The following is a 12,517-nucleotide window of genomic DNA, read 5'->3' on the forward strand; positions in this document are numbered from 1 at the left end:
TGGGTAACCGCCCCGGTGTCCGCTTCACCCGCCACCACCGGCCCCTCCCCCCGCACCGGCGACCTGACCGTCGCCGTCACCGGCGCGACCGGCACCTTCGGCAGCAGCCTGCTGCCGCTGCTCACCGGGGACGCCCGCGTCGCCGACGTCGTCGGGGTGTCGCGCCACCCCGACAGCGGCCCCGGGCTCCACGGCCGCGCGGAGTACCGCCGCGGGGACGTCGCCGACCCCGCCTCGCTCCCCTCGGCCTTCCGCGGCGCGGACGTCGTGGTGCACCTCGCCTACGACATCACCGGCGCGACCAACCCGGGCGCCACGGAGACGGTCAACTCCGAGGGCGTGCGCAGCGCCTTCCGGGCCGCGGTCGACGCCGGGGCCCGGCGCTTCGTGTACGCGTCGTCCCTGGCCGCGTACGGCTTCTCCCCCGACCACCCGCCGCACATCCCCGAGAGTCACCGGCTCGCGGTCGACGACGCCTTCTTCTACGCCCGCGACAAGGCCCGGAGCGAGCAGCTGCTCGCGGCCGAGTCCGCGGACCACCCCGAGATCGAGGTCCACGTCCTGCGCCCGTGCGGGGTCGTCGGCCCCGAGCTCGCCGGCGCCAAGCTGCCGCTGCCCGGCCCGCTCGCGACCCTCGGGCGGGGGCTGCTCGCCGCGGCGCGGCAGTACGCCCGCCTCGGGCTGCCGCTGGCGGTCCCGGCGTTCCCGCTGCAGCTGGTCCACCACGACGACGTCGGCCACGCCCTCGCGCGGTGCACCCTCGGCGAGGGCCCGGCGGGGCCGTACAACATCGCCGGCGACGGCACCGTCACCCTCGCCGACCTCGTCCGCGAGCTCGGGGCGAGCGTGCTCGAGCTGCCCGCCGAGGTGGCCGAGGTGCCGTCCCGGGCCACCATGACGCTCCCGCTGCCCCTGCCGATGCAGTGGGTCGCGGCCACCTCCTACCCGGCGGTCATGGACACCACCCGGGCCAAGGAGGAGCTGGGCTGGCGGCCCCGCTTCACGGGCATCGGGGCGTGGCGGGACACGATCCGGTCCTGAGCAGCAGGTCCCACGCCGGGCGCTGCTCGGCGCCGTAGTGGTGCCCGTGACCGGCGGGCGCGCCGACGGCGCCGAGCAGGTCGACCGAGGTCTGCAGGAACGACACCAGCGGCACCCACGGCGTCCCCGTCGGCCGGTCGGGCGGGGCGACCAGCAGGCGGGGCGACCAGACCACCGCGGGGTCGGAGACGTGGGCGAGCACCGTGCCGCCCGCGGTCCGGGTGTCGGCGGGCGGCCCGACCCACAGCGCGCCGTCCGCGGCCGCCGGGTGGCGCGCCCACGCCTCGGCACCGGCCAGGGCGCCGAGGCTCTGGCCGTAGAGCAGGACCCGTGTCCCCGGGACACGGGTCCGCCCCACCGCCGCGAGCAGCGCTCCCGTGGTGGCGACGGCGTCGTCGCGGGCGGTCAGGTACGACAGCCAGCTCGGCGCGTCGTCGTAGGCCAGGGTCACGGTCGCGACGTCCCCGCCGGTCGCCGCCTCGAGCGTGGCGAGCGCGATCGGGTCGGCCCACCCCGACCCCGTCGGCACGACCACCACCACGGTCCGCCGCGCGAGACCGCCGGCCTCGCGCAGGGCCCGCACGGCCGCGTCGGCCCGCTCGCCGGGCGACCCGGGCCCGAGGGGCACGGCGACGTGCACCGGCACGACCCCCGGCCCGCCGTCCGCGGTCGGGGTCACGGCGCCGCCAGGGAGCCCGCCGGCGGCGGCCTCGCCGGCAGCGAACCCGCCGGCGGACACGACGAGCGCCGCGGTCAGCGCGACGGCGACACGGGTCGCGGCCGGACCCCGCTCCCGACCCCGCCGCCCGGCGAGGACGATCGCCGTCCCCGCCACCGCGAGCGGCGCCCAGCCGACGGATGCGAGGCCCGTGTCGAGGCGCTGCGCGTCCTGCATCCCGAGCGTGACCGCGACCCACGCGCCGACGGGAGCGACCAGGAGAGGGCCGGGCCCGCGAGCCCCCGCCCACCGGTCCACCCGCCACCCGGCGCCGGTGAGCACGGCCGACTCGACGAGCTGGGTGACCACGCCGCGCGGCAGCATCGACGGGAACGTCGACACGGCCAGCAGCACCGCGGCGATCACCGCGGGTCCCGCACGAACGGGCCGTGCTCGACCACCGGCACGCTCCAGCCCTGGCGCCAGGAGTTCACGGCGACGGCGACGTCGGCGACCCCCGCGAGCAGGCGGCAGCGCGGGCCCTCGCCCCCGCACGCCGCGGCGAGGTCGCGCGCCAGCTGCGCGTCGATCGCCCGCCGCGCCCAGGGCCCGAGCGGCCCGCCCCGGGCGGCGGCGTGACGCAGGAGGTCGTAGCCCAGGTCGTGGGCGCGGCACGCGTCGTCGAAGGCCGCGGGCAGCGCGACCGGCGACGAGCACGAGCCCCGGGGGTCGAGGAGCTTCCCGGCGACGACGACCGGGCGGTGATCGGCGCGGGGATCGGCGGGGAACGACGGAGGGAGCGGCACCGCGGTCCGGTCCGGCCCGGTGAGCGCGGCGACCGCCCGGGCGGTGGCGGCGTCCTCGGGGCCCTGCTGCGGCACCGTCGCCCGCCCGGTCCCGGAGGCGAGCAGCAGCACGGCGACGGCGGCGGCGATCGCCGCGAGGAGCCTGGTCACGCCACGGAACGATCATCGCCGCGGGCCTCGCCGGGCGTCGCCCCGCGGAGCCGTCCCCGGGCCGCTACGCGGGCGGTGCGCCGGGCACGACGTCATACCCCGGGGGCAGGACCTCGGGGTGACGACAGGACGCGCGCGGCCCTCCTAGCCTGCGGTCCATGGCCCCGGGATCGCGTTGGTCGTGGGCGGGCCGCATCGTCCTGGCGGGGATCCTGCTGGCGATCGCCTGGCCCACCTCGCTGCAGGAGCTCGCCGTGACCCCGGCGACGGCGCTGCCGGTCGCCCTCGTCGTCGCGCTGCCCGTGCTCGCGGCGCCGGAGCACCCCTGGCGGGCGTGGGGCGCGTCGGCGCTCGGCGGGGTGCTGATCGCGCTGCTCGTCGGGCCCGCGCCCGGCGCGGCGCTGGGCCTGCAGGCCGTGCACCTCGTCGTCCTCTGCGGGCTGACGGCCCTGGTCGTCGCGCGGTGTGCGCCGTGGGCGGCGGCGGCCGGCACCGCCGGGCTGGTAGCGCTGTTCGTCCTCGCGACAGGGTCGAGCGAGGGCACCGGGCTCGGGATCTTCTTCACGGTGGTCGTGCTGGCCGTGGGGCTGCTCGGGCGCCGCGTGCGCACCCAGCGCCGCCAGATCGCCGAGACCGAGGAGCTGCGGGCCGGCGAGGCGTCGCGGCGCGCGGTGCTGCAGGAGCGCGCCCGCGTGGCCCGCGACCTGCACGACGTCGTCGCCCACGCGATGTCGATGGTCGCGGTGCGCGCCGAGACCGCCCGCTACCGGCTGCCCGGGGTCGACGCGGCGTCGGCGGCGGAGTTCACGGCCATCTCGGGCGCCGCCCGGGCGGCGCTCACCGAGCTGCGCGGGGTCCTGACCGTGCTGCGCGCCGACGACGGCGACGCCGACCTGGCGCCCCAGCCGAGCGCCGCCGACGTCGACGAGCTGCTCGCCGCGACGTCCGCGGCCGGAGTCGACCTGACCGTGACCACCACCGGAGACCCCGCGGGGCTCGGGCCGGCGGCGTCGGTCTCGCTGTACCGGATCCTGGCCGAGGCCCTGGCCAACGCCTCGCGGCACGCGGCCGACGCGCCGGTCGCGGTGAGCATCGACCACACCCCGGACGCCGTGCGGCTGCGGGTGGTCAACGGGCCCGGGCGCTCCGCGGCGGGTCCCGGCTCCGGGCTCGGGCTGCCCGGGATGCGCGAGCGGGCCGCCGCCGTGGCCGGCGCGCTGACCGTCGGCCCCGCCGGCGACGGCGGGTTCACGGTGGACGCCCGGCTCCCGGCGGGGCGTGCCACGCTGCACCCCGTGATCGGGAGCGACGCGTGACCCGTGTGCTCGTGGTCGACGACCAGGCCATGGTCCGCGAGGGGTTCGGCGCGCTGCTGGCCGCGCAGGAGGGGCTCGAGGTGGTCGGGCACGCCGCCGACGGCGAGGAGGCCGTGGCCGCGGTCGACCGCCACGCCCCCGACGTCGTGCTCATGGACGTCCGCATGCCGCGCCTCGACGGGCTGGCCGCCACCCGGCGGATCCTCGCGCGCCACGACACGGTCCGGGTGCTCGTCCTGACCACGTTCGACGTCGACGAGTACGTCTACGAGGCCCTGCGCGCCGGGGCGAGCGGCTTCCTGCTCAAGGACGCGCCGGCCGAGGAGCTGGTGCGGGCGGTGCGCGTGGTCGCCGGCGGGGACGCGCTGCTCGCCCCGTCGATCACCCGGCGGCTGGTCGCGGAGTTCGCGTCGCGGGCGGTGCCCGCCCGCGCCACCTCGACGCGCCTCGACGCGCTGACGGCCCGCGAGCGCGAGGTGCTCGTCCTCGTCGCCCGCGGGCTGTCCAACGGCGAGATCGCCGGGCACCTCGTGCTGGCCGAGCAGACGGTGAAGACCCACGTGGGGCGGATCCTCACCAAGCTCGACCTGCGCGACCGCGTGCAGGCGGTCGTCCTGGCCTACGAGACGGGCGTGGTCACCGCGCGGCTCGACCGCTGAGACACGATCACCGGGGCCAGAGCCGCCACCGCCGCCGTCAGCACACCGAGCGCGAGGATGGCCGCGGACAGACCGGTGCCGCGGCCGCGCTCGGCGAAGGACAGGCCGGCCGGCGCCCAGGTCAGCAGGGTGGGGTGCGCTCGGTGAGAAACGCGCGCAGCGACAGCAGCAGGATGAGCTCGAGGTCCGCCAGCCGCGGACGACGGTGCCCCACCCTCGTCCATCACGGAGGGATACCACCGCGCAGGGCCGCGTCGAGGGCCCGCATCAGCTCCCCGGCGCGTCCGTATCCGGGGGGAGCCGGCGGGTAGCGGCGCAGGACGTCGACGACCAGCGGCGTCGCGAGGTCCCGGCAGCGCTCCAGGTGATCGCCGTCGTGCCCGGCCAGCTCGAACGCGAGCGCCGCGTGGGCCGCCGCGCCCAGCACGTGCCCGACCTGGGTGGCCGTCGCCAGCGGGTGCAGGTACGCCGCACCGGCCGCGTGGCCGGCGGCCCGCGCGGCCTCGCGCGCCGCGGCGTCGGGAGCTTCGCGCGCCGCCCGGTGCGCCGCGAACGCGACGTCGCGCAGCGCCTTCGTGCGCGCGGCCCCCGTGGCGAACACCCGCGCCGTGTCGACGGCGGCGCGTGCCCGCGGGTCGTCGCGGGCCAGCTCCAGGGCGGGCTCCGCACAGACCACCGCGTAGGCGGTGACGGCGCGGATCTCGTCGAGGGTCAGCTGCACGGGCATCAGCCTCGCGGATGCCCGGCATCAGCGGTTCGACCTTCCGGCGTCGCGCTCGCCGCCCGCCTCGTGGTCGCGACCACACCGACTCGCGATGCGGAGGGCACGCCCATGGGGGCGATCAGGCAGGACGCACGGCGTCGCTGCAGCTCCCTGTCCTGCCGTCGAGGTCCTGCGGACGGCGGTCGCCGGCGGGCTGCGGGCGTGGAGCTCGGCACCCACGTCACCGGCCCGACGGGGTGCGCCGGGAGCTCGAGCCCCGCCGACGCCGAGCAGGTCCGCGCGGGCAGCGCCGCCGCCCTGCTCGCCCCGGCCCGGGACCGCGCCGTGCCACGGTGAGGTGGCGCCCGGTGTTCTCCCGGACGTGACGGAGGCCCCGTGCTCGAACTGATCCCGCGGGAGCGGCGCACGCTCGCCCCCGGCGTCGTCCACATCCCGGACTGGTTGTCCGAGGACGCGCAGCGCGTGCTCGTCGTCGCGGCCCAGGAGTGGGCGCGCGAGGGGCCCGGTGCGCGCCACGCGACCTTGCCCAGCGGGGCGCGGATGAGCGTCGAGACCGTCTGCCTGGGCTGGCACTGGATGCCCTACCGCTACAGCCGCACGCGCGACGACCAGGACGGATCGCCGGTGGCGCCGTTCCCGGCGTGGTTGGCCGAGCTCGGCGCGGCGGCCGTGGCCGACGCCTACGGGCGGCCCGTCGACTACCGGCCCGACGTCGCGCTGGTCAACTCCTACCGCGGCGACGCCCGCCTCGGCCTGCACCAGGACCGCGAGGAGCGCGCGCCCGACCCCGTGGTGTCGCTGAGCCTCGGCGCGGCGTGCGTGTTCCGGATCGGCAGCCCGCACCACCGCCGCGGCCCGTGGCAGGACGTCGAGCTGCTCTCCGGCGACCTCGTCGTGTTCGGCGGCGAGCACCGCCTCGCCTACCACGGCGTGCCGAGGCTGCTGCCCGACCGCGATGTCCCGGCCGTCGGGACCGCGCCCGGGCAGCGGATCAACATCACGCTGCGGGTGTCGGGGCTCGCCTGATGTACCGGCTGGTCGGTGTCGACGGCCGCCCGTACGACTCCGCGACGCCCGGCGCCCTCGGCGGGCACCGGCGCCTGCGCCTCTACGGGCGGCTCGACTGCCCCGGCGCAGCGCGGTGGCTCGCGCGCGGCCATTACGCGCGGCACCGCGTGTTCTTCGCCGACGCGGCGACCGCCCGCGCCGCCGGCTACCGCCCGTGCCGAGTCTGCCGGCCGGACATCGTGACGGTTTCGTGACCGGCCGCAGGGCTCGGTGGGGCCGCTTCCGGGGCGGCGTTGTCGGGGGTCCGATCTAACGTCGTTCTCATGAGCGTCGAGCAGCACCTGGGGGCCGCGGTGGCGGCCGTGCTGGACGACGCCGAGCCGGACGCGGACCTGGCCGGGATGCTCGACGCCATCGATCCCTCGGCGCTGACCGGGGAGGAGCTCGCGGCCTACGTGCGGGGCCGGTGGCGGGTCCACAACCGCGCCGAGGCGGCCCTGCTCGCGGGCCTGCGCGAGCTGGGGACGGCGCAGGACGGGCACACCGGGCGGTTGGGGAGCTCGGACGAGTTCTCCGGCGACGAGGCCGCGGCGCTGTTCGGGTGGTCGCGCACCATGACCTCGCGGCGCCTCGACCTGGCCGACGACCTCTTCGTCCGGTTGCCGGCGCTGGGGGCGGCGTTGTGGCAGGGGTGGATCGACGAGCCCAAGGTGCGGGCGATCAGCGAGCTGACCATCGACCTGTGCGACGACCACGCCCGCCACGCCGTCGAGGTGGTGCTGCCCGAGGCCGCGGGGCTGCCGGTGATGGCGCTGCGCGAGCGGCTCACCGAGGTGGTGCTCGACCTCGACCCGGACTGGGCCGAGCGTCGCCGCAAGCGTGCCGAGGCCCGCGGGCACATGACGCTGACGTTGAGCCCGTCGGGCACCGCGACGCTGTCGTTCGTGGACGCCCCGGGCGAGGACGGGATGGACTCCACCGCGCGGGTCGAGGCGCTGGCCGCGGCGGTGCGCCGGCTCGGGGTGCTAACGCCGATCAACCAGCTCCGGCTGCAGGTCGGGATGCGGCTGCTCAACGGCTCCACCGCCGGCATGGACGACCGCGACATCGCCCTGCTGCTCGCCACCGAGTACCACGCCGCCACCGGCGGAACCGATGACCGCGGCGTGGGGCCTGATGACGGTGGTCCGGACGACGGTGGTCCGGACGACAGCGGTCCGGACGACAGCGACCCGGACGACAGCGACCCGGACGACAGCGACCCGGACGACAGCGCGCCGGAGGACGCCGGGCCGCGCGACGGGCAGGACAGCCACAGCACCGACGCCCGCGGCCCCGACGACGGGTCACCGCCTCTCGAGGCACCCGAACCCCGGTCCGGGCGGCTGCGGCAGGGCAACCTCGAGGTGCGCCTGCGGCTCACCACCGCCCTCGGACTGGACCAGCACCCCGCCACGGTCCCCGGTCACGGCGCGGTCTCCGCACCCATCGTCCGCGAACTGCTCGCCCGCCGCCACCACGGCGAATGGCGCGTCGTCCTCACCGACGCCGACGGCCACCTCCAGCACGTCCTGCTCGCCCGCCGCCGACCCGACCGACAACCCGGCCCCCGCACGCGGGGGCGTACCGCCGGTGCTGTCCGCACCGGGACGATCGTCGAACTCCGGGTTCCGACGACGGTGCTCGCTGCCCTCGATACAGATGATCACCCCGCCTGGGCACCGTTGATCACCGAGCTCCGGCACCGCCTGCAGGACCTTGTGGACACGGGGGGCCTCGGGCGACCACCCGACGCCGGCGCCGGCCCCGACCAGTGGCGGCGTCGCCGCGCGGGCGCCGAGGCCGAGCGCTGGATCCGTGCGCGCGACCGCCACTGCGTCGTCCCGGGCTGCCCCCGCCCCGCGCACCGCACCGAGATCGACCACACCCGCGAGCACGCGCTCGGCGGACCCACCCTCACCGGCAACCTCGGCGCCTGGTGCTCCCACCACCACCGCGCGAAGCACCGTGCCCGGTGGCGGGTCACCCAGCCCCGGCCCGGGTGGTTCGTGATCCGGACCCGCGCCGGGGTCACCCACACCACCCGCCCGGAGAAGGTCCTCACGCCCATGCCCGGCCCCCGCTACGCGGCCGGGGCCCGCCCGCTGCCCGACGACGGCCGGCGCGACCCCGGCGAGGAGCTCGACCCCGATTGGTTCCGCAGGATCGCGCCGAAGCTCGCCGCGCGGCGACCACCCCGGCCGGCCGATCCGACACCGGCGGCACGCTCGCTCGACCCCGACGACCCGCCGCCCTTCTAGGACCGGACGACGAGGAGCGGACGTCTGGGGGCCGACGACGCGGTTACCGGTCGTCCTCCGTCGGCGGCGGGGCGTCCGAGTCGGGGTCGGCCGCGGGCGCCGGGGCCGGCTCGCCGCGCAGGGACGCCAGGAGGTCGGGCAGCTCGTCGGGCTTGAACAGCACGTCGCGGGCCTTGGAGCCCTCCGACGGGCCGACCACGCCCCGGGTCTCGAGCAGGTCCATGAGCCGCCCGGCCTTCGCGAACCCCACCCGCAGCTTGCGCTGCAGCATCGACGTCGACCCGAACTGGCTCGTGACGATCAGCTCGGCGGCCGCGACGACCAGCTCGAGGTCGTCGCCGATGTCCGGGTCGATCTCCTTCTTCTCGCCGGCGGCCTCGGTCGTGACCGTCTCGTCGTAGTCGGGGTCGGCCTGCTCCTTGCAGTGGTCGACCACCGCGGCGATCTCGTCGTCGGCGATGAACGCGCCCTGCAGGCGGTTGGTCTTGCCCGCGCCCATGGGCAGGAAGAGCGCGTCACCCATGCCGATGAGCTTCTCGGCGCCGGGCTGGTCGAGGATGACCCGCGAGTCGGTGAGCGACGACGTCGCGAACGCCAGCCGCGACGGCACGTTCGTCTTGATCAGACCGGTGACGACGTCGACGGACGGGCGCTGCGTCGCGAGCACGAGGTGGATGCCGGCGGCCCGGGCCTTCTGGGTGATGCGGACGATCGCGTCCTCGACGTCGCGGGGCGCGGTCATCATGAGGTCGGCGAGCTCGTCGACGATGCACATGATGTACGGGTACGGCCGGTAGACGCGCTCCGAGCCGGGCGGCGCCTGGATCGCCCCGCTGCGCACCTTCTCGTTGAAGGTGTCGATGTGCCGCACCCGGTTGGCCTGCATGTCCGTGTAGCGCTGCTCCATCTCCTCGACCAGCCACTGCAGCGCCGTGGCCGCCTTCTTCGGCGAGGTGATGATCGGGGTGATGAGGTGCGGGATGCCCTCGTAGGGCGTCAGCTCGACCATCTTCGGGTCGATGAGGATCATCCGGACCTCGTCCGGCGTCGACCGCGTCAGCAGCGAGACCAGCATCGAGTTGACGAAGCTCGACTTGCCGGAGCCGGTGGAGCCGGCGACCAGCAGGTGGGGCATCTTCGCCAGGTTGGCCGTGACCATCCGGCCCTCGATGTCCTTGCCGAGCCCGATGACCATCGGGTGGGTCTCGGCGCGCGCCGTCGGCGAGTTCAGGACGTCGGCCAGGCGCACCATCTCGCGGTCGGAGTTGGGCACCTCGATGCCCACCGCCGACTTGCCCGGGATCGGCGCGAGCAGCAGCACCCGGTCGGTCGCCGCGGCGTAGGCCAGGTTGCGGTGCAGCGCGGTGATCTTCTCGACCTTCACCCCGTGCCCGAGCTCGACCTCGTATCGGGTGACGGTCGGGCCGCGGGTGAAGCCGGTGACCTCGGCGTCGACCTTGAACTGCTCGAGGACCCCGGTGATCGCCTCGATCATCGCGTCGTTCGCGGCGCTGCGGGCCTTGGGCGGCTCGCCGGGCGTGAGCAGGTCCGGCGGCGGCAGGCGGTAGTCGCCGTCGGCGTCCTCGCGGTGAGAGCTGAACGACGTCGCCGCCTGCGGGTCGGTCTCGGTCTCCGGCGGCGCGGTCGCGTCGGGGACGGCCGCCGGCGCCGCCGCGGCCGGTGCCGCGCGCTTCGCCCCGGACGACCGGCTCCGGCCCCCACCCGCGGCGGGAGCGGGATCGGGCGCGGGTTCGGGGGCCGGCACTCCCTCGGGCGGCGTCGTCAGGTCCGGCACGGCCGCGGCGTTGCGCTCGCGGTGCCGCGCCGGGTGGCCGGCGGCGTCCGGGTCGTCCTCGTCGGTGGCCTCGTCCTCGCCGCGGCGGCGCCGACGGCGCGGGATGGCCGTGGTGGGCGCGGTGCCGTCGTCGTCGATGGGCACGCCGTCGGCGTCGACGTCGACGTCCTCCGGGCCGCCCCACTCGTCGTCGGGGTGCTCGCCGGTGACCAGGGCGCGCAGACGCTCGCCGACCTCGCGCACCGGCGTGCCGGTGAGCACCAGCAGCCCGTAGAGGCCGACGAGGACGAGGACGATGCCGGCGATCCAGACGGTGACGCCGCGCGCCAGCGGGTCGGCGATCACGGCGCCCAGGACGCCGCCCGCGTCGCGGCGGCCGGTGAGGTCGCGGGGCGCCCCGACGACGAGGTGCCAGACCGCGAGGACGCCGGCGCCGAGCAGCAGCGCGCCGATGACCGTGCGCGGGCGGGTCTCGGGCACGGGGTCGGTGCGCAGCAGCACCACCGCGACGCCGAGGAGCACGACGGGCAGCACGAGGGCCGCGGCGCCGATGACCGTCCGCAGCCCGATGTCGAGGCCGGCGCCGACGGGCCCGCCGGCGCGCCACCACACGCCCGCCGCGGTGAGGACCGCGAGCACCACGAGGCCGAGGGCGACGCCGTCGCGCCGGTGGGCGGCGTCGACGTCGCGGGCCCGCCCGAGCGTGCGGACGAGGGAGCCCAGCCCGCGGGCGGTCAGCACCCACCCGCCACGCAGCGTGCGCACGACGGGTCCGGGCCCGGTGCGCCGGGCGGGCGCGCGCCCCCGCCCGGTCGAGCGCGCGGCGGGCTTCCGCCCCTTCGCGGGGCGGCGCTGCTGCGGCGACCTCGTCGCGGTGTCGGGCCCGCCGCCCTTCGGGCGCGGGGTCCGTCCACCCGTGATCGGGCGGCTGCGGGACCCGCGCTTGTCAGGTGTCTCGGTCCGCCCGGCCATGGCCACACGGTATCCCCGGCATCCCACGGGCCCCGGTAGCCACACGCGTCCCGGTGGGTGAGGCCGCGCTCAGGACCGCGTCACCCGCCCCTACTCCCGCTGCCGGCGGCCGACGATCTCGTCGTGCCACACCGAGGTCTTCGTGCAGTACTCCGGCGCGACCACGACGTCCCGCTCGGCGAGCAGCTGCTCGAACCCGGCCGCCGCCTCGCGCACCTCCTGCGGGCAGCAGCGCGTCGACAGCTCCACCAGCTCCCGGCCGCTCGGGAACCGGAAGTGCTCGAGATCGACACGACGCAGCCCGAGCCCCGTCGCCGCCACCTTGACCCGGCGCACGACCATCGGCCCGTGGACGCGCAGCTCGGACAGGCGGGCGTCGTCGAGCGTCTCGTACCCGCCGGTCAGGGCCCACTGGCTCTGGGTCGTCGAGAGCAGTTCCCGCGCCTTGGCCGAGCCGGCGATGACCGACGCGGCGATCGCCGAGTCGATGTCCCGGCGGACCTCGATGTCCTTCCAGACCCCCTCGGGCACGACGTCGTACTCGACGCGCGCCCCCCGCGGCCGGTAGCACCCGAGCTCGGTGCCGCGGCGGCGCGCGGACACGGCGAGGTCGAACTTCCCGCGCGCCCGGCGGCGCAGGCGGACCTCCACACCGACGCGCAGGAGGTCGAGCTCCGCGGTGTCGAGGAGGTAGCTCTGACGCACGCTCCACGCGGGGCCGAGGCGCCCGGTGAGGGCTTCGGCCGCAGCTCCGGCCGGCGGCACCAGCAGGGTCTTCATCTCCACGCTGTCCGCGTGTGCCCCGTGCGTGCTCAGCCATCGGAGCGCCTCGGCCGACCCGAACCTGCCCACCAGATGGTCCTCCCGTCCGGCGCCGTCCGCCCCCGCCGGCGCCGCCGCCCTGCGACCGACCATAGCCGCAGCCCGGTGATCCACGACACCTCGTCGGACCGATCCCGACCGGTCGGACAGGTCCCCTCCGTGCCCGGACCGACACGCGCCCGTTTCCGGAGAACGGAACGGCACCGAAAATTACGATGAGTGATCAACGCAGGCCGAAAGCGTGATCATGGCGAGGCAAGCATGAT

12 protein-coding genes are annotated in these 12,517 nt (G+C 76.7%); 7 read left to right on the forward strand and 5 right to left on the reverse strand.

The features are described from left to right. Nucleotides 1–15 precede the first annotated feature (15 nt). Nucleotides 16–1,041 carry an NAD-dependent epimerase/dehydratase family protein gene (locus ACFPK1_RS24145; protein ID WP_378023505.1) on the forward strand — a complete coding sequence of 342 codons (1,026 nt, stop codon included), beginning with the start codon at nt 16–18 and terminating at the stop codon, nt 1,039–1,041. Here ACFPK1_RS24145 and ACFPK1_RS24150 read toward each other — a convergent pair. Both ACFPK1_RS24150 and ACFPK1_RS24155 read right to left on the reverse strand, forming a co-directional pair. Then, nucleotides 1,001–2,125: an alpha/beta-hydrolase family protein gene (locus ACFPK1_RS24150; protein ID WP_378023506.1), complete on the reverse strand. Its 1,125-nt coding sequence runs from the start codon at nt 2,123–2,125 to the stop codon at nt 1,001–1,003. The genes ACFPK1_RS24145 and ACFPK1_RS24150 overlap by 41 nt on opposite strands. Next, a complete protein-coding gene (locus ACFPK1_RS24155; RefSeq protein ID WP_378023507.1) occupies nt 2,122–2,655 on the reverse strand; it encodes a hypothetical protein in 534 nt (177 codons plus the stop codon). Before ACFPK1_RS24155 ends, ACFPK1_RS24150 begins: the two co-directional genes overlap by 4 nt. Nucleotides 2,656–2,813: 158 nt before the next feature. Here ACFPK1_RS24155 and ACFPK1_RS24160 point away from each other — a divergent pair, with 158 nt between their 5' ends. Both ACFPK1_RS24160 and ACFPK1_RS24165 read left to right on the forward strand, forming a co-directional pair. Continuing rightward, a complete protein-coding gene (locus ACFPK1_RS24160; RefSeq protein WP_378023508.1) occupies nt 2,814–3,971 on the forward strand; it encodes a sensor histidine kinase in 1,158 nt (385 codons plus the stop codon). Beyond that, on the forward strand, nt 3,968–4,630 hold the full coding sequence (locus tag ACFPK1_RS24165) for a response regulator (protein ID WP_378023509.1): 663 nt from the start codon (nt 3,968–3,970) through the stop codon (nt 4,628–4,630). The genes ACFPK1_RS24160 and ACFPK1_RS24165 overlap by 4 nt, the downstream gene beginning before the upstream one ends. A 223-nt stretch (nt 4,631–4,853) precedes the next feature. On the opposite strand, the gene ACFPK1_RS24170 is transcribed toward ACFPK1_RS24165, so the two are convergent. Then, on the reverse strand, nt 4,854–5,357 hold the full coding sequence (locus ACFPK1_RS24170) for a putative immunity protein (RefSeq protein ID WP_378023510.1): 504 nt from the start codon (nt 5,355–5,357) through the stop codon (nt 4,854–4,856). 198 nt (nt 5,358–5,555) lie between these two features. Between ACFPK1_RS24170 and ACFPK1_RS24175 the strand changes: the two genes are divergently transcribed. The 4 genes from ACFPK1_RS24175 (at nt 5,556) to ACFPK1_RS24190 (ending at nt 8,662) form a co-directional block, all read left to right on the forward strand. Beyond that, entirely contained in the window at nt 5,556–5,690 is a 135-nt protein-coding gene (locus tag ACFPK1_RS24175; protein ID WP_378023511.1) for a hypothetical protein, read from the forward strand. Between the two features lie 39 nt (nt 5,691–5,729). Next, nucleotides 5,730–6,380: an alpha-ketoglutarate-dependent dioxygenase AlkB family protein gene (locus ACFPK1_RS24180; protein WP_378023512.1), complete on the forward strand. Its 651-nt coding sequence runs from the start codon at nt 5,730–5,732 to the stop codon at nt 6,378–6,380. Beyond that, nucleotides 6,380–6,616, forward strand: a complete 237-nt coding sequence (locus ACFPK1_RS24185; protein ID WP_378023513.1) for an Ada metal-binding domain-containing protein — start codon at nt 6,380–6,382, stop codon at nt 6,614–6,616. The genes ACFPK1_RS24180 and ACFPK1_RS24185 overlap by 1 nt, the downstream gene beginning before the upstream one ends. Before the next feature lie 69 nt (nt 6,617–6,685). Continuing rightward, a complete protein-coding gene (locus ACFPK1_RS24190) occupies nt 6,686–8,662 on the forward strand; it encodes an HNH endonuclease signature motif containing protein (RefSeq protein ID WP_378023514.1) in 1,977 nt (658 codons plus the stop codon). A 43-nt stretch (nt 8,663–8,705) separates the two neighbouring features. Here the strand turns inward: ACFPK1_RS24190 and ACFPK1_RS24195 are convergent, their stop codons facing one another. Both ACFPK1_RS24195 and ACFPK1_RS24200 read right to left on the reverse strand, forming a co-directional pair. Beyond that, nucleotides 8,706–11,429, reverse strand: a complete 2,724-nt coding sequence (locus ACFPK1_RS24195) for a DNA translocase FtsK (protein ID WP_378023515.1) — start codon at nt 11,427–11,429, stop codon at nt 8,706–8,708. Nucleotides 11,430–11,519: 90 nt separating this feature from the next. Further along, nucleotides 11,520–12,209 carry a hypothetical protein gene (locus ACFPK1_RS24200; protein ID WP_378023516.1) on the reverse strand — a complete coding sequence of 230 codons (690 nt, stop codon included), beginning with the start codon at nt 12,207–12,209 and terminating at the stop codon, nt 11,520–11,522. Nucleotides 12,210–12,517: the final 308 nt, after the last annotated feature.

It is taken from the genome of Actinomycetospora rhizophila (assembly GCF_042657905.1).
In the GTDB taxonomy this organism is placed as follows: Bacteria; Actinomycetota; Actinomycetes; order Mycobacteriales; family Pseudonocardiaceae; genus Actinomycetospora; species Actinomycetospora rhizophila.

Bases quoted from the DNA above. Each gene is read 5' to 3' on its own strand.
- ACFPK1_RS24170 (WP_378023510.1), bottom strand. From the start codon at position 5,357: ATGCCCGTGCAGCTGACCCTCGACGAGATCCGCGCCGTCACCGCCTAC.
- ACFPK1_RS24195 (WP_378023515.1), bottom strand. From the start codon at position 11,429: ATGGCCGGGCGGACCGAGACACCTGACAAGCGCGGGTCCCGCAGCCGC.
- ACFPK1_RS24190 (WP_378023514.1), top strand. From the start codon at position 6,686: ATGAGCGTCGAGCAGCACCTGGGGGCCGCGGTGGCGGCCGTGCTGGAC.
- ACFPK1_RS24185 (WP_378023513.1), top strand. From the start codon at position 6,380: ATGTACCGGCTGGTCGGTGTCGACGGCCGCCCGTACGACTCCGCGACG.
- ACFPK1_RS24200 (WP_378023516.1), bottom strand. From the start codon at position 12,209: ATGAAGACCCTGCTGGTGCCGCCGGCCGGAGCTGCGGCCGAAGCCCTC.
- ACFPK1_RS24160 (WP_378023508.1), top strand. From the start codon at position 2,814: ATGGCCCCGGGATCGCGTTGGTCGTGGGCGGGCCGCATCGTCCTGGCG.